The following is a 21,528-nucleotide window of genomic DNA, read 5'->3' on the forward strand; positions in this document are numbered from 1 at the left end:
CTAGCGTCCGAGGCGTGACGAGGCTCCTGCAGCTGCGACCCGCCCCGACCTCCCGGACCGCCCAGGGTGGTCGCGACCACGCGGCCGTCCCCCTGCGACCCGGGTCCCTGCGACCCGGGTCCCTGCGACCCGGGTCCCTGCCACCCGGCGGTGCCACCGACCGCCCTCTGCGGGTGCTCGTGGTGGCGGAGTCGTTCCTGCCGCAGGTCAACGGCGTCACCAACTCCGTGCGGCGGGTGCTGGAGCACCTCGCGGCGGAGGGCCACGAGGCCGAGCTGGTCGCCCCGACCGGCCCGTCGTCCTACGCCGGCTTCCCGGTGACGCTGGCACGGGGCGCGACCCTGCCTTTCTACCGCGACTTCCGGATCGGCCTCGAGACCCGGCGCCGGCTGCGTGCGGTGATGCTGCGCTTCCGGCCCGACGTCGTCCACGTCGCCTCGCCCGCGACCCTGGGCCACCAGGCCGTGCGGGCCGCCGACGAGCTGGGCGTGCCGACGGTGGCGATCTACCAGACCGACATGGTCGGCTTCGCCGAGCGCTACGGCATCGCCGGCGGCACGCGCGCGATGGCCCGCCTGACCCGCCGCATCCACACCCGGGCCGACCGGACCCTGGCGCCGTCGCGGGCCAGCCTGGCGCAGCTCGAGGCCCTCGCCGTGCCCCGCACCGCCCTGTGGCCGCGCGGTGTCGACCTCGACGCCTTCCACCCGCGGTGGCGCTCGGCCGACCTGCGGCGGGGGCTCAGCCCCGACGGGCGGCTCGTGGTCGGCTACGTCGGCCGGCTGGCCCCGGAGAAGGAGCTGCACCTGCTCGCCCGCCTGGCCGACGACCCGCGCTACGCCCTCGTGGTCGTCGGCGGGGGGCCCGAGGAGGGCCGCCTGCGCGAGCTGCTGCCCGGCGCGCACTTCCTCGGCGTGCTGCACGGCGACGACCTCAGCCGTCTCTACGCCTCGCTCGACGTCTTCGTGCACACCGGGCGTCACGAGACCTACTGCCAGTCGGCGCAGGAGGCCCTCGCCGCCGGGGTGCCCGTGGTCGCGCCCCGCTCGGGGGGACCCGTCGACGTGGTCACCGACGTGGTCTCGGGGTTCCTCTACGTGCCGGGCGACGCCGACGACCTGGCCGCCTACGTCGAGCGCCTCACCGACGCCGCCCTGCGCCAGCAGATGGCCCGCGCCGCGCGCGAGAGCGTCGCCGGCCGGTCGTGGCGCGCCGTCAACGAGTCGCTGCTGACCCACTACCGCGAGGTGGTGGCCCACCGCTCCGGGGCCGCGCCGGCGGCTCCCCGGCAGGTCGGGCTCAGCGGCGACCGGATGGCCGGCTGAGCACCACGGCTGCGGCCTCCTCGACGCTATCGACCAGCGCCACCGGCATCGTGCGGCCCCGGGCCAGCGACTCCAGCAGCGGCCACGCGGGCAGCTCCTCGGTCCAGTGGTGCCGACCCACGAGCACCATGGGGGCCACCGACGACTCGTCGGCGTAGTAGTTCTCGCAGGCGTCCTGGAAGACCTCCTGCACCGTGCCCGCGGCGCCGGGCAGGAAGACGATGCCCCCGTCGCAGACCTCCAGCAGCACCGCCTCGCGGGTGGCGTTGCGCACGTACTTCGCGATTGCGGTGGCCAGCACGTTGGGCGGCTCGTGGCCGTAGTGCCAGGTCGGGATGCCGAGGGTCTCCACCGGGTCGGGGCCGGCCGCGACCTCGAGGGCGGCCTCGGCCCACGCCTGCACCGAGGGCCGGTACGACGCCACGCCGGCCAGCCGCGCGAGCGCCGCGTCGAGCTCGGCCTCCGGGCGCCCCGACAGCCGCGCGCCGAGGTTGGCCGCCTCCATCGCGCCCGGCCCGCCCCCGGTGGCCACGGTCAGGCCTCCCGCGCCGAGCAGCCGACCCAGCCGCGCGGCGTCGGCGTACCCGGCCTGGCCGCGCTGCAGCGCGTGGCCGCCCATGACCCCGACGAGGCGCCGGCCGGCGACCCACGAGGTGAGGGCCTCGTCGATCGCGTGGTCGTGCAGGGCCTTGGCCAGCGAGTCGTCGGGCCCGCCGCGCTGCTGCGACCACGCGTAGGCGCGGGCGTCGAGGCTGTCGGCGTAGCGCGGGGCGTCGTAGAGGTCGGCGGCGGTGTAGAGCCCGGCGCGGTAGACGTCGAGCGGCACGTCGGCCAGCGCGGGCAGCACCAGCGCGCCCGCCGCGCCGAGGCGCTCGGCGTCGCCGGGGGCGAAGGTGCACCCCAGGAAGAGCGCGCCGGCGACGCGGCAGCCCAGCACGGCCTCCCCGCGCTCGCTCAGGTCGATGCCGCGCACGCGCCAGCCCGACAGCGAGGTGGTGCCGGCGGCCAGGCGCGCGTCGAGCTCGTCGAGGCTGCCGAGGTCGACGACCCGCCCGCGGTGGCGCCTCACGCGGTGCCCGACCCTGCGGTGCCCGGTCCGGGGGTGCCCGGACCCGCGGCGTCCGGTCGTGGGGTCCAGCGCTCGTCGTGGAGCACCGAGGCGAGGGGGGAGCGGTGGCGCCAGCCGTGGCGCTCGAGGTCGGGCACGTCGGGTAGGTCCTCGACCCGACCCACGCAGAGCCAGGCCACCGGCCTGACGTGGGCGGGGAAGCCGACCAGCTCGCCCAGGACCTCCTCGCGGTAGAAGCTCACCCAGCCGACGCCGAGCCCCTCCGCGGTGGCGGCCAGCCAGAGGTTCTCGATGGCCAGGCACACCGAGTAGAGCCCGGTGTCGGCGATGGTGTGGCGGCCCAGCACCGAGGGCCCCGCGCGGCGCGGGTCGTAGCCGACGACGACGCCCAGCCCCGACTCCACGACGCCCTCGACCGTGATCGCGGCGAACGTCTCGGCCCGCTCGCCCTCGAGCGTGGCCGCGAACCGCGCCCGCTCGGCGCGGACGTGGTCGCGGAAGGTCGCCAGCGTCGCCTGCTCCCGCACGAGCACGAAGTCCCACGGCTGCGACATCCCCACGCTGGGGGCGCAGTGCGCCGCCGAGAGCACCCGCTCCAGCACCTCGGGATCCACCGGCTCGCCGGTGAACTCGCGTCGGGTGTCGCGGCGGCGCCGGACGGCGTCGTAGAGCAGCAAGGCCGGGCTCCTCGGTGCGGTGAGGGGGCGGAGGTGGGACGGAGGGGGAGGGGCCCGGCCACGCTACTGCCGGCTCAGAAGGCGTGGGCCACGAGGTCGCCGAAGAGGTCCTGGGCGTCGACGTCGAGACCGCGCGCCCGGAACCACGTGCACATGTTCGTGCAGTCGCGCAGCAGGAAGTCGAAGCCCTGGGCGTTGCCGACGAGGTCGACGACCTGCGGCAGGTCGATCACGACGAGACGCTCGCCGGCGGCCAGGACGTTGTAGGGCGACAGGTCGCCGTGCACCAGGCCGTCCTGGACCATCGTGGCCATCGCCTCGCGCAGCTGCTCGAAGTAGGCCGCCAGCAGGCCGGGCGCGGGACGGGTGGCGGCCAGCCGGGGCGCGGTCTCCGGCCCGTCGGGCCCCTCGACGGTGATCCACTCCATGAGCAGCTCGGTGCCGTCGACCTGCACGGGGTAGGGCACCGGCAGGCCGAGGCGCCAGCAGCGCACGAGGGCGCTCCACTCCGAGACCGCCCACTCGGCTGCGGCGACCTGGCGGCCCCAGGTGCTCTTGCGCTTGAGCGCCCGCTGGTCGCGCGAGCGCCTGGTGCTGCGGCCCTCGGTGTAGGTCGCCGCGCGGTGGAAGGTGCGGTGCTCGCTGCCGCGGTAGCGCTTCGCGGCCATCACCACCCCGTCGTCGGGGAAGGCGGGGTCGGTGCGGTCGAGCAGGAAGACGTCGGCCTCCTTGCCGGTCTTCACGATGCCCAGGTCGGTGTCGACCGCGCCCTGGGAGGTCACGACCCAGGGCGGGCGGGGCTCGGGGCCCCGCGAGAGCGGCTCGACGCTCGACCAGGTCGACCAGCGCCGGCCGGGGTCGTCGGGGTCGGGCTCGTCGTAGGCGCGGAAGGCGAACGTGAACGCCGGGTCGGGGGCGGCATCGGACGGCCGGTGGTCAGGCGCGTCGTGGGACGCGGCGAGCGGCGCGTCAGAGGAGGCAGAGGAGGCGGGGGAGGAGGCGTCGGGCTGGTGGGGCATGGGTGGTGGGTGCTCCGTCGTGAGGAGGGATCTGGTCTGCGGGCAGGCCGGCGACAGTCATCGACATGTCACGCTCCTCTCGACGGTGGGCGGCGCTCGACGCGCGACGCCCGGGTCCGACCATGGTGGTGGTCGGACCCGGGCGTCGGCAACGGGTTATCCCCGGGCTGGCAGCCGGACGGGCGGCCGGGCTAGCAGACGGGCTGGCAGCCGGGTCAGCAGACGGAGTCGGTGGGCCGGGGGTTCGTCAGCCCGAAGAGCGGGCGCAGGGCGAGCCCGGCGACGGTGCCGACCACGGCCATGACCCCCCACAGCCAGCCGTGCAGGCTGAAGGAGGCGATCCCGCCGAAGTAGGCGCCGATGTTGCAGCCGAAGGCGATCCGGGCGCCGTAGCCCATGATGACGCCGCCGAGCACGGCGCCGAGGGCGAGCTTGCCGGGGATGCGGCGGTGCAGCACCCACGACCCGGCCGCGGCCGAGGCGATGAGGGCTCCGACGATGATGCCGAGGTCCATGACCGAGGTCTTCTCGGCCAGCACGCCGGCCTGGTACTTCGCGAGGTTGGCGGGGTCGGCCCAGAAGGGCCAGCTGAGCACGTCGACGCCGAGGGCGTCGAGGATCTTGGAGCCCCACAGGCCGAAGGCGAAGGTGATGCCCCAGGCGCCGCCGGAGACCAGCAGAGTGAGCGCGTTGAGACCGGCCAGCAGCAGGGCCCCGACCCACAACGGCCACGAGCCGCGCACGGCGCGGGCGGCGCCGTGGGCCACCGGCGGCGGCTCGACCGGGGGCACGACGCGGCCCCGGCCGAGGACGAAGGTGAGCCCGACGATCGCGGCCATCACCGCCAGGGAGATGGCCCAGGCGCCCAGGTAGCCCGCGCCGGTGTCGGCCAGGGAGACCGGCTCGAAGCTGGGCAGGCCGGTCCAGAAGGAGAAGGTGCGGGCGGCGAGGACCGAGCCGACGATGAAGCCGACCAGGGTGAGCACGATGGCGCTCTGGCCCGACCCGATCGCGAAGAGGGTGCCGGAGGCGCAGGAGCCGCCCAGCTGCATGCCGACCCCGAAGAGGAAGGAGCCGACGAAGAGCCCGAAGCCGATGGGGGCCAGCGTGGGCGCGGGCACCGCGTCACCGAAGGAGACCCCGGTGGCGAGGATCGGGGCGAAGAGCGTGCAGGCCACCGCGAGCATCAGCATGTGGGCGCGCAGCGCCTTGCCCTGCCTGACCGCGACCAGCTGGCGCCAGGCCGAGGTGAAGCCGAAGCGGGAGTGGAAGAGCACGAAGCCGAGGGACAGCCCCAGGCCGAAGAGGACGGCGGGGGTCTGCCCGGAGCGGGCGAAGATGACGGCGCCGAGCACCCCGGCGGCCACGAGGCCGCCGAGCACGATGCCGGCTTGGGGTGCGGGGGCGTCCTGGGCGGGAGGTCCCGGCGGTGCGGAGCGGCCCGCCTGGGGGCGTTGGAGGATCGACATGGTGGTGTCCAATCTAGGTCCCGGCCCCGGCGGAGTGCCGGGGCCGGGTCGGGGCGGGGTGGTGCGGGAGGGTGGAGGGCTCAGCGCGCGACCGGCGGCTCGAGCGGGAGCCCGACCGGGGTGACGGTGCCGCCGGGGAACCACGCGACCTGCGTCTCGTGGCCCTCGTGACCGGGCTGGCTGGGCATGTACGCCGCGCGCGACGCGGCGTAGAGCGCCAGGGGGAGCGGGTCCTGGGCGTGCTGGCTGCGCCAGGCCGCGTAGCCGCTGGACGTCGGCGACTGGCCCGGCAGGTAGGTCGCCAGCGTGGCGCTGAAGTCGCGGGCCTCCGGGGTGCGGATGTCGAAGTCCAGCGGCACCATGGCGCCGGCGGTCGAGTCGACGACCCCCGGGGAGAGCAGCCAGGGCGCCAGCCAGGTGCCGTCGGAGCGGATCGGCTGGCGGCGCAGGGGGGTGGCGCTGACCTGCGCCAGCGACCGGGCGGCGTCGGCCCACCCGCTCACGACGAGCAGCGCGTTGCGCTCGCCGGGGGCGGTCGCGGGGTCGACCACCTCGACGCCGAGGTCCTCGGCGCGGGTGGTCACGGCCGCGAGGGCCTGCTGGCTGCGGGCCGACGGGTCGTGCTCGACGGCCAGCTCCTCCACGCCGCGGGCCGCCAGGGTGTCGACCACCGCGAGCAGCGCCTCCTCGTCGGGCTGCTTCAGCCCGGCGGCGGGGCACGCCGAGGGCAGCGCCCCGGTGAGCACCTCGGCGGTCGCGGCCGCGACGCACTCGGGGCCGTCGTCGCCGGTCCACAGGGCGGTGTCGGGGGTGTCGGTGCCCGTCTCGACGGCGAAGGGCACGCGGTGCCAGCGACCGTGGGTCACCAGCACGGTGCCACTGCCCTCGGGAAGGTCGACGGTGGCCCACAGGCCGTCGGTGCCGGGTCGCGGCACCGCCTTGACCAGGGACTCCTCGCTGGTGCCGACCCAGGCCGGCTTGGTGGCGTGACCGGCGGCGCCGGGGCGTCCCGCGGCGGGGCGCTTCACGTGGAGCGCGTCGATGCGCACCAGGTTGGGACCCGGGCGGGCCGGTGCGACGGTCACGGTGAACTGCACGTCGTCGTGCCGGATCCGCTGGATCGTGGGGACGCCGGGCTCCCGCTCGCCGCCGAGGACCTGCTGGCCGTCGGTGCGGGCGGTCCAGTCCGTCACGAGGGCGCTGCCCTCGCGGGGGTCGGAGCCCGTGGGTCCCGCCCCGGCGCTGACGGCGCCGGCGACCACGAGGGCCGCCACGGCTCCGGCCGCGCCGAGGGTCAGGACCGCCCGGAGGCGGGACCGGTCGGACCGGTCCCGCCCCGGGGTGGTGTCGTCGTACGACGTCATCGTCGAGTCCTCGTCGCGTCTCAGCGGATGTCGTCGTCGGCGGTGACGAAGAGCATCGAGTGCGGCTTGGCCGGGCCCCACACGCCGTGCGGCCACTCCTCGCGGTCGAAGTCGAGGCACGACTCGCCGGTGTTCTCGTCGGCGAACTCCTCGTCGATCGCCATGGTGGCGTCCTCGGCGATGTCGACCATGCAGACGCGGTGGTCGCCGTCGAGGCCCGTGCGGGCCACGAAGTAGTTCGAGTAGGCGATCCGCTTCACGTCGGTGGTCTCGTGGTAGTAGCCGTCCTCACCGAGCTCGAGGTTGTCCAGGGTGCCCCAGTGGGGGCCGCCGGGCGCCTCGAGGATGTCCACGACCGCGGGGCAGTCGCTCTCGGCGCCGCCGTCGACGGTCTCCTCGATGGTGTCGATGCTGCACTCGGGGTCGCCCCCGGAGGCCACCAGCTGCTGGATGTCCAGCTTGAGGATGAAGGGCTTGCTGCCCTGGTCGGTGCCGCTGGCCGAGCGTCCCGCGACGGCGTTGTACAGGTACTTGTCGTCGAGGCTGGTCTGGATCCAGGCGCTGTTCACGCCACCGCCGTAGGGGTTCTGGTCGGGGGCGATCTGCTTGTTGGCGGTCGAGAGGTCGAAGACCTCGCGCCACTCGGGCTGGGCCGCCGTGATGTCGGGGCTGTAGAAGATCGCACCGCCCTGCATGGTGGAGGCGAAGGCGCCCTTGTTGCCCGGCTGGTTGGTCACCGTGGTCTCCATGACCGCGCGGTTCTCCTCGTGGTGGGCGACCTTGCCCACGCGGGGCCCGTCGGGCAGGAAGGAGACCGCCTTGAGCGTCGGCGCGTCGGGGTCGGAGATGTCCCAGGTGCGCACGGTGGGCCGGCGCAGGTACGACGAGGGCGCGGCCACCGGGTTGAGGATGATGTTGCGGGGCTCGTTGTAGTCGCTGGTGATCAGCGTGTCGAGGTCCTCGCGCACCTGGATGCCGTGCGGGTTGGCGCAGGTGGCGGCGGGCAGCTGCGGGATGTTGTCGCAGCGCTCCTTCGTCTCCGCGGTGAGCGGGGTCGCCGGCGCCTCGTAGACGGTCTCGCCGTTCTCGTTCAGCCGGACCAGCTCGCCGGGCGAGCCGGCGAAGCCGTTGCCGATGCGTGTCGTGCCGTCGCTGTAGGTGCAGGGACCGGGCACGTCCGGGCCACCCATGTAGGTGCCGTAGGCGCCGCCGTCCTTGGTCACCCAGTAGGCGTCGGGCACCGAGCCGCACAGGGTGTCGGTGGGCAGGTTGACGTGCTTGAGCTCGAGGGCGGGGAGCTGGGAGGTGTCGATGACGTAGGTGACGTCGGTGAACAGCCCGCCGGCGAAGATGTTGTTGCCCTTGTGCCAGATGTACTGCATGTGGTGGGGCTCGTTCTCGACCAGCGGGCCGACCGTGGCGGTGTTGACCACCTTGCCGTAGCTGGGGGATCCCTTGGTGGCGTCGACGACCGCGAAGAAGTCGGGGCCGATGAGGTCCTGGGTGCCGAGGAGGTCGGAGTTGACGACCTCCGGCAGCGAGGTGAGCTCCTTGCCGGTGCGGTCGAGGATGTTGTTGTCGCCGGCCCAGACCACGAGGTACTCGCGGCGCAGCCCGTCGTCGGGCACCGTGCCGCCGGAGTCCCCGCCGCCCAGACCGAGGTCGGGGATGACCTCGCCGAGGCCGAGGTCCTGCAGGACCGTGGTCGGGATGAGGTCGGACTTGAGGTTGTTGGTGAGCCAGTAGGCACGGTCGTCGGCCCCGACGATCTTCGAGGTCTGGCTGACGATCTCGGAGTTGAACAGCGACTGGATCAGGCCGTTGAGCGTCGCGATCGCCGGGGTGGCGATGTCGACGGGCTGGCCGGAGTCGCTGCCCGGCTCGTTGGTCTCGTTGGCCGAGGCGGGGGCCTGGGCGACGAGACCGGAGGACGCCAGGCCGAGGGCGGCCAGGCTCGCGCCGGCGGCGAGTCGCCACCGGCTCTGGGCCCGCTGGGTGCGGGGGCGCGTCGAACGCGCGGGGTGGGATGTTGACACGGGGTGGAGCACCTCCCGAGAGGGGCGGCCGGGGGGCCGCCTCTGAACAATGTCCTTGCGGTGTTGCGGGGTCCCGCTGGGGGATCTGGTCGGGTCACCTCCGAGGTCGTGGTGGGGCGGGGTGCCGTCGCGGGGAGCCCGGACGGCTGGTCGTGGGGTGGGCGGTCCGTGGTGGCCGCCGGGTCGGGGGCCTAGGCGGCGAGACCGGCGACGGTGGGGATGGCGAGCTCCTCGACCCGCTCCCAGCCGTCGTCGACGTGCACCACCGAGCGGCCGGTGCGGTGCAGCAGGCTGGCGGCGATGCCGGCGCGGTAGCCCGAGCGGCAGTGCACCCACAGCTCGCCGGCGGGCAGGCGGTGCGCGGCCCGCTCGACGTCCTGCACCGGCAGGTGCAGGGCCCCGGGCAGGTGCCCCGTCCGCCACTCGTCGCGCTGTCGCACGTCGACGACGACGCGGCGCACGCCGGCGGGGGCCGTGCGGTAGCCGGCCCAGTCGGTGCGGCGGTAGCGGGCCCCCATGGCCTCGCTGCCGTCGAGCACGTGGGTGCCGACTCCCTCGACGCCGATGGCCGCGAGGTCGCTCACGGCCTCGCCGAGGCGGGCGGGGTCGTCGGTCAGCAGGACGATGTCGTCGCCCCACGGCACCAGCCAGCCGACGTACGTCGCGAGCTGCGGCCCCTGCTCCACGCTCACCGACCCGGTCAGGTGGCCCTCGGCGAAGCGGTCGCGTCCGCGCAGGTCGACGACCCAGGCCCCGGCGAGCACCGCGTCGGAGACCTGGGCCGCGGTCACCGGCCGCGCCGCCCGCCCCGCGCTGCGCCCCGCGCCGGCCCGGTTGAGCGGGGCCATGTGGCCGTAGTAGCGCGGGACCGGGCCGAAGCCTGCGACGAGGTCGGACACGAACGTCTCCTCGTCGGTGGTCAGCACGGGGTTGGTGCCCCGCTGGGAGCCGAGGGTGACGTCACCGTCACCGGTCTCGGCGGGCCGGCTGGCGCAGAACGAGCCGAAGCCGTGGGTGGGGTGGAGCAGGGTGGCGGGGTCGAGCGCGGCGAGGCGCCGGGCGCTGCGCCACTGGGCGCGGGCGAGGTCGGTGGCCAGGCGTGGGTCGACCAGGTCGGTGCGACCCACGGTGCCGTGCAGGAGGCTGCCGCCGCTGAACACGGCGCCGGCGGTGGGGCCGCCGGCGCCGGCGGTGGCCGCGGTGACGAGGAAGGACTGGTGGTGGCGGGTGTGGCCGGGGGTGGCGAGCACCTTCAGGCTCATCCGGCCGACGGCGACGCGGTCGCCGTCGCGCACGCCGACCCGCTCGAAGTCCACCTTCTCCTCGGCCGAGAGCAGGTAGTCGGCGCCGTGGCGGCGGGCGAGCCCGAGGGCGCCGGAGACGTAGTCGTTGTGCACGTGGGTGTCGGCCACGACGCGGATGTCCACGCCGGCCTGCTCGGCGGCCCGCTCGACCGGGCGCAGGTCGCGCGGCGGGTCGACGACCAGCGCCGAGGCGCCGTCGTGCACCAGGTGGCACCGGTTGCCCAGGGCGGGCAGGGGGATGGTGACGACGTGCATGAGGTCCTCCGAGTGCCTAAGTCGAGTAAAGCACTAGAGATATATCAGTACAGGCGTGCTCGGGTCGACCGAGCCGGCGGCAGGAGTTGCCTGTCACCCCCGCCAGGGGTGCGGATGTGCGGGGGGCGCCGGCCGCCGGAGGGGGCCCGGCTCAGCCCAGGAAGGGGGCGGTGGCCCGCGCCAGCAGCGAGCGGCGGCGGGTGAGCCGCTCCTCGGCGTCGGCCCAGGTCGTCGCGGTCAGGCCGGCGTTGATGCCGAGCCAGCGCAGCGGCTCCGGCTCCCAGGCGGGGGAGCGGTGGCCGACCCACGGCAGCGCGGTGAGGTCGGTGTCGTGGCCCAGCACCAGGTCGCGCAGGGTGCGTCCGGCGAGGTTGGTCGTGCTCAGGCCGTCACCGACGTAGCCTCCGGCCCAGGCCAGGCCGCTGCGGCGGTCGAGGCCGACCGAGGCGCACCAGTCACGGGGGATGCCGAGCGCCCCGCCCCAGGCGTGGGTGAAGCGGGTGCCGCGCAGCACCGGGAAGAGGTCGAGGAGGGCTGCGTGGAGGCCGGCGAAGACCCGGTCGTCGCGGTCGAAGGACGGGTGGGTGCGCGAGCCCAGGTGGTAGGGCGCGCCGCGGCCGCCGAAGACGATCCGGTCGTCGGCGGTGCGCTGGCCGTAGACCACGAGGTGGCGGTGGTCGCTGAAGGTCTCGCGGCGCGCCAGCCCGATCTCCTCCCAGACCTCGGCGCCGAGGGGTTCGCTGGCGATCATCAGTGAGTAGACCGGGGCCAGCGTGCGCGCGTGGCCCGGAAGGCGGGCGGTGTAGCCCTCGGTGGCGCGCACGACCACGTCGGCCCGCACCGTGCCGTGGGTGGTCTCGACCCGGCCGGGCCCGATCGACGTGGCCCGCGTGCGCTCGTGGAGGAGCACCCCGCGACGCTCGACGGCCTCGGCCAGGCCGCGCACGAGGCGTGCCGGGTGGAGCGCCGCGCAGTCGGGGGTGTAGGTCGCGGCGAGGGTCCCGCGACCTCGCAGCACGGCGTCGGCCTCGGCGGGGCCGAGCAGACGCAGGTCGTCCTCGTCGCGCCCCCAGTCGCGGGCGGCGTCGACCTCGGCGCGGGCCCGGGCGAGCTGGGGCCGGTCGCGCGCGAGCACGATGGTGCCGCCCTTGGCCAGCTGGGCGTCGACGCCCTCCTCGGTGCAGGCCCGGGCGACCTCGTCGACGGTCGCGCGCATCGCGGCGTGCTGGGCCAGGGCGGCCCGCCGCGTCGACGCCGCCGCGAGGGTGGGCAGCGAGGCCGGGAAGAGCGCGGAGCACCAGCCGCCGTTGCGTCCCGACGCCCCGAAGCCGGCGGTCTCGGCCTCGAGCACGACGATCCGCAGCGTGGGGTCGGCGCGGGCGAGGTAGAGCGCGGTCCACAGACCCGTGAGCCCGGCGCCGACGACGGCCACGTCGGCCTCGCGGTCCCCGGGCAGCGCCGGCCGCGGTGCCCACGACCCGCCCGCGCTGTCGTGCCACAGGGACAGCGTGCGCGGGTCCTGGCTCAGCGCACACCCCAGGAGTAGGTCTGCTTGCGCAGCTCGAGGTACATGAAGGTCTCCGTGGCCACGACGCCGGGGATGGTGCGGATGCGCGTCGAGAGCAGCTCCAGCAGGTGCTCGTCGGACTCGCAGACGGCCTCCACCAGCAGGTCGTAGGACCCGGCCGTGATGACGACGTAGTCGACCTCCGGCATCTCGGCCAGGGTGTCGGCAAGCGGCTCGAGCGGGCCGGTGGCCTTGATGCCGACCATCGCCTGGCGGGCGAAGCCCAGCTGCAGCGGGTCGGTGACCGCGACGACCTGGATGACGCCGCTCTCGGTGAGTCGCTGGACCCGCTGGCGCACGGCGGCCTCCGAGAGGCCGACGACCTTGCCGATCGCGGCGTAGGAGCGCCGGCCGTCCTGCTGCAGCTGCTCGATGATGGCCTTGGAGACGTCGTCGAGGTGGGTCGTGGGACGACCGGGCTTGCGACTCATGCCCGCAAGGTACCGCCTCAGGGGGTGCTCTCGGACGCATGGCGGGGGGTTTGACGAACGATTTCGTTGCGAGGAGGTTTCGTGTCGACCGGATCGCTTGTCGACCCGGGGTGATCGTGGCACGATCCGAGCACTTGCTCTCGTGCCAGCCCGTGCCCCGGAAGGAGTGTCGTGAGCGTCCCGTCCCACCGACCCACCGGCCTCAGTCGCCGCTCCCTCCTGCGCGGCGGCGGCGCGCTCGCCCTCGGCGGAGCCAGCCTCGCCGCCCTCAAGCTGCCCGTCTTCGAGGTCGCGGGCGCCGCCCAGGATCCCGCCAGCTGCCGCGCCGCCGACCGCTCCGGGAGCGACCGCTCACTGGTCATCTCCAACTGGCCGCAGTACATCGACCCCCGCAACAACAAGAACGGCACGTTCCTGGGGTTCACCGAGCGCACCGGGATCACGGTCGACTACACCGACGACGTCAACGACAACGCGGAGTTCTACGCCAAGGTGCGCAACCAGCTCGGCACCTGCGAGCCCATCGACCGCGACATGATCATGCTGACCGACTGGATGGCGGCGCGCATGATCGGTCTGGGCTGGATCCAGCCCCTCGACCCCGAGCGGGTGCCCAACCTGCACGCCAACCTCATCGAGCCCCTGCGCGGCGTGCAGTGGGACCCCGACCTGCGCTACCACGCGCCGTGGCAGACCGGCCTGACCGGCATCGCCTACGACGCGAGCAGGACCGACGCCGTCGGCAGCTTCGAGGAGCTCCTCACCCGTCCCGACCTCAAGGGCCGCATCAGCCTGCTCTCGGAGATGCGCGACACGATGGCCTTCATGCTCAAGGTCACCGGAGCCGACCCGGGCGACTTCGACGACGACGAGTGGGCCGACGCCATCGACCGGCTGCGCCAGGTCGTGGCCGACGGCCACGTGCGCTCCTTCACCGGCAACGAGTACGTCCAGGACCTCGCCGCGGGCAACGTCGTGGCCTGCGAGGCCTGGTCGGGCGACATCATCCAGCTGCAGTTCGACAACCCCGACATCAGGTTCGTGACGCCGGAGGAGGGGCTGGCGCTGTGGAGCGACAACATGATCGTGCCCAACCTCGCCACCCACACCGCCAACGCCGAGGCGTGGATCGACTACTACTACGAGCCGGCCGTGGCGGCGAAGCTCGCCTCCTGGGTCAACTACATCTGCCCCGTCGAGGGCGCCCGCGAGGAGATGGAGAAGATCGATCCCAGCCTCGTCGACAACGCGCTGATCTTCCCCGACGACGAGGCGCTCGCCGCGACCTTCGACTTCATGCCGCTCGACGACCAGCAGACCGCGCAGTACGAAGGGGAGTGGGCCGATGTCACAGGTGGCTGAGGGAGCAGGACCGGCGAGCGCTCCGGGCGTCGCACCCGGCGCCGACCCGGGCGGTGCGCGCAGCGCGGCGTACGACGGGCTGCGGCTGCGCAGCGTGACCAAGCGGTTCGCGACCTTCACGGCGGTCGACGACCTCGACCTCGACGTGCCGGCCGGGTCGTTCTTCGCGCTGCTGGGCCCCTCGGGCTGCGGCAAGACCACCACCCTGCGCATGGTCGCGGGCCTGGAGACGCCGACCTCGGGCAGCATCACCCTGGGCGAGCAGGACATCACCTGGGCCAAGCCCTACCGGCGTCCGGTCAACACCGTCTTCCAGAGCTACGCCCTCTTCCCCCACCTCGACATCTTCGAGAACGTCGCCTTCGGCCTGCGTCGGCGCAAGCGCAAGGACGTCAAGGAGAAGGTCGCCGAGATGCTCGACCTCGTCGAGCTGGGCAGCCAGGCCCGCAAGAAGCCGGCCCAGCTCTCCGGCGGCCAGCAGCAGCGCGTGGCCCTGGCCCGGGCGCTGATCAACGAGCCGGAGGTGCTCCTGCTCGACGAGCCGCTCGGGGCGCTCGACCTCAAGCTGCGCCGCGGCATGCAGATCGAGCTCAAGCGGATCCAGACCGAGGTCGGTCTCACCTTCGTCCACGTCACCCACGACCAGGAGGAGGCCATGACCATGGCCGACACGGTCGCGGTGATGAACGCCGGCGTCATCGAACAGATGGGTGCGCCGGCCGAGCTCTACGAGAACCCCCGCAGCACCTTCGTCGCCAACTTCCTCGGCCAGTCCAACCTCGTCGCCGGCACCGTCGTCTCGCGCTCGGCCGACCTGACCACGGTCGACATGCACGGCATCCAGGTCTCGGTGCCGACCGCGCGCACCCACACCGATGGCGACGCCGGCTGGGTCGGCATCCGCCCCGAGAAGGTGCTGATCGGGGAGGAGGGCGCCGAGCTCGACGCGCCGGGCAACACCATCCCCGGCGGCGTCGTCACCGACGTCAGCTTCGTCGGGGTGAGCACGCAGTACCTCGTGCGGATGCCCTGGGGCCAGGAGCTCCAGGTCTTCGCCCAGAACACCGGCCGCCAGCGCCTCTTCACCACGGGTGAGCGGGTGGAGCTGTCGTGGCGCCCCGAGTACGCCTTCCTCCTCGACGCCGCCCAGGACGCCTCGGCCGGGGCGCAGCGGGACGGCGTGTGATGGCGCCCCCGACCACCCCGACCCTGGCGCCGCCCGACGCGCCGCCACCGCAGGCCGAGCTCGCCGACGCCGAGCCCGACACCGGGCGCAAGCGGGGCCTCACGGGCTACCTGCTGCTCCTGCCGGCCGCCGTCTGGCTGGCCCTCTTCTTCGTCGTGCCGTTCTACTCGCTGGCCGCCACCAGCCTCTACGACCCCAGCGGGTCGGACTTCCGCGGCTACGAGATGACCTACGCCTTCGGCAACTACGTCGACGCCGTCCAGGAGTACTGGACGCCCCTGCTGCGCGCCCTGGCGTACGGCGCCGCCGCCACGCTGATCTGCCTGGTGCTGGGCTACGTGCTCGCCTATGCCATCGCCTTCAAGGCCGGGCGGTGGAAGAACCTCATGCTGGTGCTGGTCATCGCGCCGTTCTTCACCAGCTTCCTGCTGCGCACCCTGTCGTGGAAGCTGATCCTCGCCGACGACGGCTACGTCGTCGACACGCTGCAGTTCCTCCACCTCCTCGGCGAGGACGGCCGGCTGCTGGCCACGCCGGTCGCGGTGGTGGCGGGGCTGGCCTACAACTTCCTGCCCTTCATGGTGCTGCCGCTCTACGCCAGCATCGACAAGATCGACCCCCGGCTGATCGAGGCCTCCTCCGACCTCTACGCCCACCCGGCGGTCGGCTTCCTCAAGGTCACCTGGCCGCTGTCGCTGCCCGGCGTCGTGTCGGGCACGCTGCTCACCTTCATCCCGGCCGCCGGCGACTACATCAACGCGCAGCTGCTGGGCAGCCCCAACCAGCGCGTCATCGGCAGCGTCATCCAGAGCCAGTTCACCGACGCGGGCGACTACCCCTCGGCGGCCGCGCTGTCGATGGTGCTGATGGTGCTGATCGTGGCGCTGGTGCTGGTCTACGTGCGCCGCGCCGGCACGGAGGAGCTGCTGTGAGCGCCACCCGCTCCACCACCCGCCCCGACCGCACGTCCGGCCGGAGCGCCGGCGCGGCCCGGGCGGCGCGGCCCCCGGCCGGTCGCTGGCTGCGCGAGCACCTCGTGCTGGTGCTCGGCCTGCTGGTGCTGCTCTACACCTTCGTGCCGATCGCGGTCGTCGTGCTGATGAGCTTCAACGAGGGCACCCGCAACGTCTACGCCTTCCAGTCCTTCACCCTCGACAACTGGGCGAACGTCTGCGAGGACCAGTCGATGTGCGACGCCCTGTGGGTGTCCATCCGGATCGGGGTGCTCGCCACCCTCGGCGCCACCCTGCTCGGCACGCTGGCGGCCTTCGCGCTCGTGCGCCACGACTTCCGGGGCCGCTCGGCCTCGAACCTGCTCATCTTCCTGCCGATGGCCGCACCCGAGATCGTGCTCGGCTCCTCGCTGCTGGCCCTCTTCGTGGCCGCCGGCTTCTCGGGACAGCTGGGCTTCTGGACGATCCTGATCGCCCACGTCATGTTCTGCCTGTCCTTCGTGGTCGTCACCGTGCGCTCCCGGCTGGCCGGCATGGACGACTCGCTGGAGCAGGCGGCCATGGACCTCTACGCCACCCCGGCCCAGACCTTCTGGCGCGTCACCCTGCCCCTCGTCTTCCCCGGCATCCTCGGGGCGGCGCTGCTGAGCTTCTCGCTGTCCTTCGACGACTTCATCGTCACCAACCTCAACGCCGGCACCGAGCTGACCTTCCCGATGTACGTGTGGGGTGCCAGCCAGCGCGGTGTGCCCATGCAGGTCAACGTCATCGGCACCGTGATGTTCGTGCTGTCCATCGCCGTCGTGCTGGTCGGCGAGCTCGGCAGCCGCCGCCGCTCGCGGGCGCTGTCGCGGTGAGCGTCACCTCCGTGCCGGGCCGCAGCCGCGACCCGGGAGCGGGCGCCGCGGCCTCCCTGGCGTACGCCGAGCCGCGCACCTACTGGCTCGACGACCCGGCGCGCCCCAGCCCGACGGCGTCGCTGACCGGCGAGCGCCAGGCCGACCTGGTCGTGGTGGGCGGCGGCTACACCGGGCTGTGGACCGCCCTGCTGGCCCGCCACCGCGATCCCTCCCGCTCGGTGCTCCTGCTCGAGGCCGGCACCTGCGGCGACCAGGCCAGCGGGCGCAACGGCGGCTTCGCCGCGGCCAGCCTCACCCACGGCTTCGGCAACGGCCTGGAGCGCTGGCCCGAGGAGCTGGCGCAGCTCGACCGGCTCGGGGCGGCCAACCTCGAGGAGATGGGCGCGACCATCGCCGACCTCGGCATCGACTGCGACTGGCGCCGCAGCGGGGAGCTGACCGTGGCCACCGCGCCGCACCAGGTCGAGGAGCTGCGGGCGGTGGCCGCCGAGGTCGCGGCCCACGGCGGAGACGCACGCTGGCTCGACGCGGCGCAGACCCGGGCGCTCGTCGACTCGCCGACCTACCTCGGGGCGTTGCACGACCCCACCTCGACCGCCCTCGTCGAGCCCGCGCGGCTGGCCTGGGGCCTGCGGCAGGCCTGCCTGGACGCCGGTGTCGAGGTCTGCGAGCAGAGCCGCGTCACCGGTCTGACCCGCGACGGCGCCGGGGTGCGCCTCACGGTGCGCGGCGCCGACGGGCCCGGCGCGGTGCGCGCGGGACGGGTGGCCCTGGCCACCAACGCCTTCCCGCCCCTGCTGCGGCGGCTGCGGCTGATGAGCGTGCCGGTCTACGACCACGTGCTGATGACCGAGCCGCTCTCGCCGGCCCAGAAGGCCGCGATCGGCTGGGAGGGCCGGCAGGGGGTCGGCGACGGGGCCAACCTCTTCCACTACTACCGCCTCACCCGCGACGACCGGATCCTGTGGGGCGGCTACGACGCCGTCTACCACTGGGGCAGCCGCATCGACGCCGCCCTGGAGCAGCGCGAGCGCACCCACGGGCTCCTGGCCGAGCACTTCTTCACGACCTTCCCGCAGCTGGAGGGGCTGCGCTTCACCCACCGCTGGGGCGGGGTGATCGACACCTGCACCCGCTTCGCGGCCTTCTACGGCACGGCCGTGTCGGGTCGCGTCGGCTACGCGCTGGGCTACACCGGTCTCGGGGTCGGCGCCAGCCGCTTCGGCGCCCAGGTCGTGCTCGACCTGCTGGAGGGGGCCGACACCGAGCGCACCCGGCTGCGCATGGTGCGCGAGCAGCCGCTGCCCTTCCCGCCCGAGCCGGCCCGCTCGGTGGGCATCAACCTCACCCGCTGGTCGCTGGCGCGCGCCGACGCCCGCGGCGGGCGGCGCAACCTGTGGCTGCGCGGCCTCGACCGCGCCGGTCTCGGCTTCGACTCCTGAGGCCCGCCGCCCCGCGCGGGTCGGCGGCGGGCCGCCGCCTCAGATCTGGGCCCAGGCCTTGTCGAGCACGGAGCGCAGGATCTGCTCCATCTCGTCGAAGTGCTCCTGGGTCGCGACGAGCGGGGGCGCGAGCTGGATGACGGGGTCGCCGCGGTCGTCGGCGCGGCAGTAGAGACCCTCGGCGTAGAGCGACTTGGAGACGAAGCCGTAGAGCAGGCGCTCGCTCTCGTCGTCGTCGAAGGACTCCTTGGTGGCCTGGTCCTTGACCAGCTCGATGCCGTAGAAGTAGCCGTCGCCGCGCACGTCGCCGACGATGGGCAGGTCCTTGAGCCGCTCCAGCGTGGCGCGGAAGCCGGGCTCGTTGGCGCGCACGTGCTCGAGCACCCCCTCCTCCTCGAAGGCGTCGAGGTTGGCCAGCGCGACCGCGCAGGAGACCGGGTGGCCGCCGAAGGTGTAGCCGTGGGCGAACCACTCGCTGCCGTGCAGGAAGGGCTCCATCAGCCGGTCGGAGGCGATCATCGCGCCGAGCGGGGAGTAGCCCGACGTCAGGCCCTTGGCGCAGGTGATGATGTCGGGCTGGTAGCCGTAGCGCTCGGCGCCGAACATGTGGCCGAGGCGGCCGAAGGCGCAGATGACCTCGTCGGAGACCAGGAGCACGTCGTACCGGTCGCAGATCTCGCGCACGCGCTGGAAGTAGCCGGGCGGCGGCGGGAAGCAGCCGCCCGCGTTCTGCACCGGCTCGAGGAAGACCGCGGCCACGGTGTCGGGGCCCTCGTTCTCGATCGCGACCGCGATCTGGTCCGCGGCCCAGCGGCCGTAGGCCTCGAGGTCGTCGCCGCCGGGGCCCAGGGCGTGGGCGGGGGCGCGGTAGGCGTTGGTGTTGGGCACGCGGAAGGTCGAGGGCACCAGCGGCTCGAACTGCTGCTTGAGCAGCGGCAGGCCGGTGATCGACAGCGCCCCCTGCGTGGTGCCGTGGTAGGCGATCGAGCGGCTGATGACCTTGTGCTTCATCGGGCGGCCGGTGAGCTTGAAGTAGTTCTTGGCCAGCTTCCAGGCGCTCTCGACCGCCTCGCCGCCGCCGGTGGTGAAGAAGACCCGGTTGAGGTCGCCGGGGGCGTAGGACGCCACCCGCTCGGCCAGCCGGATCGCGGTGGGGTGGGCGTAGGACCACAGCGGGTGGAAGGCCAGCTCGCCGGCCTGCGTGGCCGCGGCCTCGGCCAGGTCGCGGCGGCCGTGACCGAGCTGGCTGACGAAGAGCCCGGCCAGGCCGTCGAGGTAGCGCTTGCCGTGGGCGTCGTAGAGGTGCACGCCCTCCCCGCGCACGATCACCGGCACGTCGGCGGCCTCGTAGGACCCGTGGCGCGTGAAGTGCATCCAGAGGTGGTCCTTGGCGGCCTTCTGGAGGTGGTCGTAGTCAGGGAGCATGCGCTCATCGTGCGCGCTCCAAGGGGAGGTGTGCAAGCGGAATCGATGGTGCAGGCGCCTTTTCATGACGGAATCCGTCGAATCCCGCCCGTCGGGCGTCAGGGCGCGACCGGCCCGGCGCTCTGGTTCACTGCAGCCATGACCTCGACGGTGTTCACCGGTGGGAGCCTCTTCGACGGCCACGAGCACGTGGGCGCCGTCGACGCGGTGGTGGTGCGCGACGGTGTCGTGACCGACGTACGCCGCGCCGGGCAGGGCCGCCCGCGCCCGGAGCCCGGTCAGCAGGTGGTGGACCTCGCCGGCGGGATGCTGGCCCCGGGGTTCGTCGACGCCCACGTGCACGCCGTGCAGGGCGGTCTCGAGCGGGTGCGCTGCGACCTCTCCGACGTCGGCACGCGCGAGGGCTACGTCGCGGCGGTGGCCGCCTACGCCGACGCGCACCCCGAGCGCGCGTGGGTGCTCGGCGGGGGCTGGGCGATGGCCGCCTTCCCCGGCGGCACGCCGACCGCGGCCGACCTCGACGCGGTCGTGCCCGACCGGCCGGTGCTGCTGCCCAACCGCGACCACCACGGAGCCTGGGTCAACACCCGCGCCCTCGAGCTGGCCGGGATCACCGCGGAGACGCCCGACCCGCCCCACGGGCGCATCGAGCGCGACGCCGACGGCCGGCCCACCGGCACCCTCCACGAGGCGGCCATGGCGCTGGTCGCCGACCTCGCCCCGGCGACCACCGAGGCGGAGTACGACGCGGCGCTCCTCGCGGGGCAGTCCTACCTGCACTCGGTGGGCGTCACCGGGTGGCAGGACGCGATCGTCGGGGCCTACGCCGGCATGGACGACCCGGGGCCGGCGTACCTGAGGGCGGCGCAGCGCGGGGTGCTCACCGCCCACGTCGTGGGCGCGCTGTGGTGGGAGCGCGACCGCGGCCTCGAGCAGGTCGCCGACCTGGTCGCCCGCCGCGCCGCCTACAGCCACGGCCGCTTCCGCGCCACGAGCGTCAAGGTCATGCAGGACGGCGTGGCGGAGAACGGCTCGGCCTCCCTCACCGCGCCCTATCTCGACCGGTGCGGCCACCCCACCGACAACGCCGGGCACTCCTTCCTCGACCCCGCCGCCCTCACCGCGGCGGTCGCGGCCCTCGCGGCGGAGGGCTTCCAGGTGCACGTGCACGGCATCGGCGACCGGGGGGTGCGCGAGGCGCTCGACGCCTTCGAGGCCCTCGACGACGACCTGCGTCGCGCCGGACGGCACCACGTGGCGCACCTGCAGCTCGTGCACCCCGACGACGTGCCGCGCTTCGGCGCCCTGGGCGTCGCCGCCAACCTGCAGACGCTGTGGGCCTGCCTCGACGAGCAGATGGTCGAGCTGACGCTGCCGTTCCTCGGCCTGGAGCGGGCCGGGTGGCAGTACCCCTTCGGCTCCCTGCACCGCACGGGTGCGCGGCTCGTGGCCGGCAGCGACTGGCCGGTCTCGACGCCGCACCCGCTCGAGGCGGTGCACGTCGCGGTCAACCGCTGGGCGCGCGACGAGGCGGGCCGCGGCGGCACCGAGGCCTTCCTGCCCGAGCAGGCGCTCGACCTCGCGACCTCGCTGGCGGCCTACACCTCGGGCAGCGCGTGGGTGAACCGCCGCGACGACGTCGGCGCCGGCACGGTGGCTCCCGGCGCGGTGGCCGACCTGGTCGTGCTCGACCGCGACCCGTTCCTCGGACCCGCCGAGGAGGTCGGGGCGACCCGGGTCAGCTCGACCTGGGTCGACGGAGCGTGCGTCTTCGCGGTCTGAGG

The 21,528-nt window shown here is 74.0% G+C and carries 17 protein-coding genes; 7 read left to right on the forward strand and 10 right to left on the reverse strand.

The window, feature by feature from the left end; genetic code table 11:
* Positions 1 to 182 precede the first annotated feature (182 nt).
* Complete coding sequence (locus ASF47_RS02405; protein WP_235558587.1) at positions 183 to 1,325, forward strand: glycosyltransferase family 4 protein; 1,143 nt, start codon at positions 183 to 185, stop codon at positions 1,323 to 1,325.
* Here ASF47_RS02405 and ASF47_RS02410 read toward each other — a convergent pair.
* The 9 genes from ASF47_RS02410 to ASF47_RS02450 form a co-directional block, all read right to left on the reverse strand.
* Positions 1,300 to 2,394 (reverse strand): hypothetical protein, encoded by a 1,095-nt coding sequence (locus ASF47_RS02410; protein WP_056862392.1) that lies wholly within the window; start codon positions 2,392 to 2,394, stop codon positions 1,300 to 1,302. The two genes, ASF47_RS02405 and ASF47_RS02410, sit on opposite strands and share 26 nt — an antisense overlap.
* Complete coding sequence (gene bluB / locus ASF47_RS02415) at positions 2,391 to 3,071, reverse strand: 5,6-dimethylbenzimidazole synthase (RefSeq protein ID WP_056862393.1); 681 nt, start codon at positions 3,069 to 3,071, stop codon at positions 2,391 to 2,393. The genes ASF47_RS02410 and bluB overlap by 4 nt, the downstream gene beginning before the upstream one ends.
* Positions 3,072 to 3,145: 74 nt before the next feature.
* Positions 3,146 to 4,090 carry a serine protein kinase RIO gene (locus ASF47_RS02420; protein ID WP_082499916.1) on the reverse strand — a complete coding sequence of 315 codons (945 nt, stop codon included), beginning with the start codon at positions 4,088 to 4,090 and terminating at the stop codon, positions 3,146 to 3,148.
* Positions 4,091 to 4,305: 215 nt separating this feature from the next.
* Complete coding sequence (locus tag ASF47_RS02425) at positions 4,306 to 5,559, reverse strand: YeeE/YedE family protein (protein WP_056862394.1); 1,254 nt, start codon at positions 5,557 to 5,559, stop codon at positions 4,306 to 4,308.
* A gap of 80 nt (positions 5,560 to 5,639) precedes the next feature.
* Complete coding sequence (locus ASF47_RS02430) at positions 5,640 to 6,923, reverse strand: hypothetical protein (protein ID WP_056862395.1); 1,284 nt, start codon at positions 6,921 to 6,923, stop codon at positions 5,640 to 5,642.
* Between the two features lie 20 nt (positions 6,924 to 6,943).
* Positions 6,944 to 8,959: a hypothetical protein gene (locus ASF47_RS02435; RefSeq protein WP_056862396.1), complete on the reverse strand. Its 2,016-nt coding sequence runs from the start codon at positions 8,957 to 8,959 to the stop codon at positions 6,944 to 6,946.
* Between the two features lie 191 nt (positions 8,960 to 9,150).
* Positions 9,151 to 10,518: an MBL fold metallo-hydrolase gene (locus tag ASF47_RS22065; RefSeq protein WP_056862397.1), complete on the reverse strand. Its 1,368-nt coding sequence runs from the start codon at positions 10,516 to 10,518 to the stop codon at positions 9,151 to 9,153.
* 151 nt (positions 10,519 to 10,669) lie between these two features.
* Positions 10,670 to 11,950: an NAD(P)/FAD-dependent oxidoreductase gene (locus ASF47_RS02445; RefSeq protein WP_235558589.1), complete on the reverse strand. Its 1,281-nt coding sequence runs from the start codon at positions 11,948 to 11,950 to the stop codon at positions 10,670 to 10,672.
* Positions 11,951 to 12,042: 92 nt separating this feature from the next.
* On the reverse strand, positions 12,043 to 12,516 hold the full coding sequence (locus ASF47_RS02450) for an Lrp/AsnC family transcriptional regulator (RefSeq protein ID WP_056862398.1): 474 nt from the start codon (positions 12,514 to 12,516) through the stop codon (positions 12,043 to 12,045).
* Between the two features lie 171 nt (positions 12,517 to 12,687).
* Here ASF47_RS02450 and ASF47_RS02455 point away from each other — a divergent pair, with 171 nt between their 5' ends.
* From ASF47_RS02455 to ASF47_RS02475, 5 genes are read left to right on the forward strand one after another with little or no spacing between them, the layout of a single operon-like run.
* Complete coding sequence (locus ASF47_RS02455) at positions 12,688 to 13,878, forward strand: polyamine ABC transporter substrate-binding protein (RefSeq protein ID WP_056862399.1); 1,191 nt, start codon at positions 12,688 to 12,690, stop codon at positions 13,876 to 13,878.
* Positions 13,871 to 15,064: an ABC transporter ATP-binding protein gene (locus ASF47_RS02460; protein ID WP_228941795.1), complete on the forward strand. Its 1,194-nt coding sequence runs from the start codon at positions 13,871 to 13,873 to the stop codon at positions 15,062 to 15,064. Before ASF47_RS02455 ends, ASF47_RS02460 begins: the two co-directional genes overlap by 8 nt.
* Positions 15,064 to 15,996, forward strand: coding sequence for an ABC transporter permease (locus ASF47_RS02465; RefSeq protein ID WP_056862400.1), 933 nt, complete (start codon positions 15,064 to 15,066; stop codon positions 15,994 to 15,996). Before ASF47_RS02460 ends, ASF47_RS02465 begins: the two co-directional genes overlap by 1 nt.
* A complete protein-coding gene (locus ASF47_RS02470; protein ID WP_228941793.1) occupies positions 15,993 to 16,874 on the forward strand; it encodes an ABC transporter permease in 882 nt (293 codons plus the stop codon). The genes ASF47_RS02465 and ASF47_RS02470 overlap by 4 nt, the downstream gene beginning before the upstream one ends.
* On the forward strand, positions 16,871 to 18,319 hold the full coding sequence (locus tag ASF47_RS02475; RefSeq protein ID WP_235558590.1) for an NAD(P)/FAD-dependent oxidoreductase: 1,449 nt from the start codon (positions 16,871 to 16,873) through the stop codon (positions 18,317 to 18,319). The genes ASF47_RS02470 and ASF47_RS02475 overlap by 4 nt, the downstream gene beginning before the upstream one ends.
* Before the next feature lie 39 nt (positions 18,320 to 18,358).
* Here ASF47_RS02475 and ASF47_RS02480 read toward each other — a convergent pair whose 3' ends face one another.
* Entirely contained in the window at positions 18,359 to 19,744 is a 1,386-nt protein-coding gene (locus ASF47_RS02480) for an aspartate aminotransferase family protein (protein WP_056862401.1), read from the reverse strand.
* A gap of 138 nt (positions 19,745 to 19,882) precedes the next feature.
* On the opposite strand from ASF47_RS02480, the gene ASF47_RS02485 reads away from it, so the two are divergent.
* Positions 19,883 to 21,526 carry an amidohydrolase gene (locus ASF47_RS02485; RefSeq protein WP_056862402.1) on the forward strand — a complete coding sequence of 548 codons (1,644 nt, stop codon included), beginning with the start codon at positions 19,883 to 19,885 and terminating at the stop codon, positions 21,524 to 21,526.
* The last annotated feature ends 2 nt before the right edge of the window (positions 21,527 to 21,528 follow it).

The organism is Nocardioides sp. Leaf285, from assembly GCF_001422955.1.
Lineage (GTDB): Bacteria > Actinomycetota > Actinomycetes > Propionibacteriales > Nocardioidaceae > Nocardioides > Nocardioides kribbensis.

Coding starts and splice junctions, on each gene's coding strand:
- ASF47_RS02420 (WP_082499916.1), bottom strand. CDS start 4,090: ATGCCCCACCAGCCCGACGCCTCCTCCCCCGCCTCCTCTGCCTCCTCT.
- ASF47_RS02425 (WP_056862394.1), bottom strand. CDS start 5,559: ATGTCGATCCTCCAACGCCCCCAGGCGGGCCGCTCCGCACCGCCGGGA.
- ASF47_RS02430 (WP_056862395.1), bottom strand. CDS start 6,923: ATGACGTCGTACGACGACACCACCCCGGGGCGGGACCGGTCCGACCGG.
- ASF47_RS22065 (WP_056862397.1), bottom strand. CDS start 10,518: ATGCACGTCGTCACCATCCCCCTGCCCGCCCTGGGCAACCGGTGCCAC.
- ASF47_RS02450 (WP_056862398.1), bottom strand. CDS start 12,516: ATGAGTCGCAAGCCCGGTCGTCCCACGACCCACCTCGACGACGTCTCC.
- ASF47_RS02465 (WP_056862400.1), top strand. CDS start 15,064: ATGGCGCCCCCGACCACCCCGACCCTGGCGCCGCCCGACGCGCCGCCA.
- ASF47_RS02480 (WP_056862401.1), bottom strand. CDS start 19,744: ATGCTCCCTGACTACGACCACCTCCAGAAGGCCGCCAAGGACCACCTC.
- ASF47_RS02485 (WP_056862402.1), top strand. CDS start 19,883: ATGACCTCGACGGTGTTCACCGGTGGGAGCCTCTTCGACGGCCACGAG.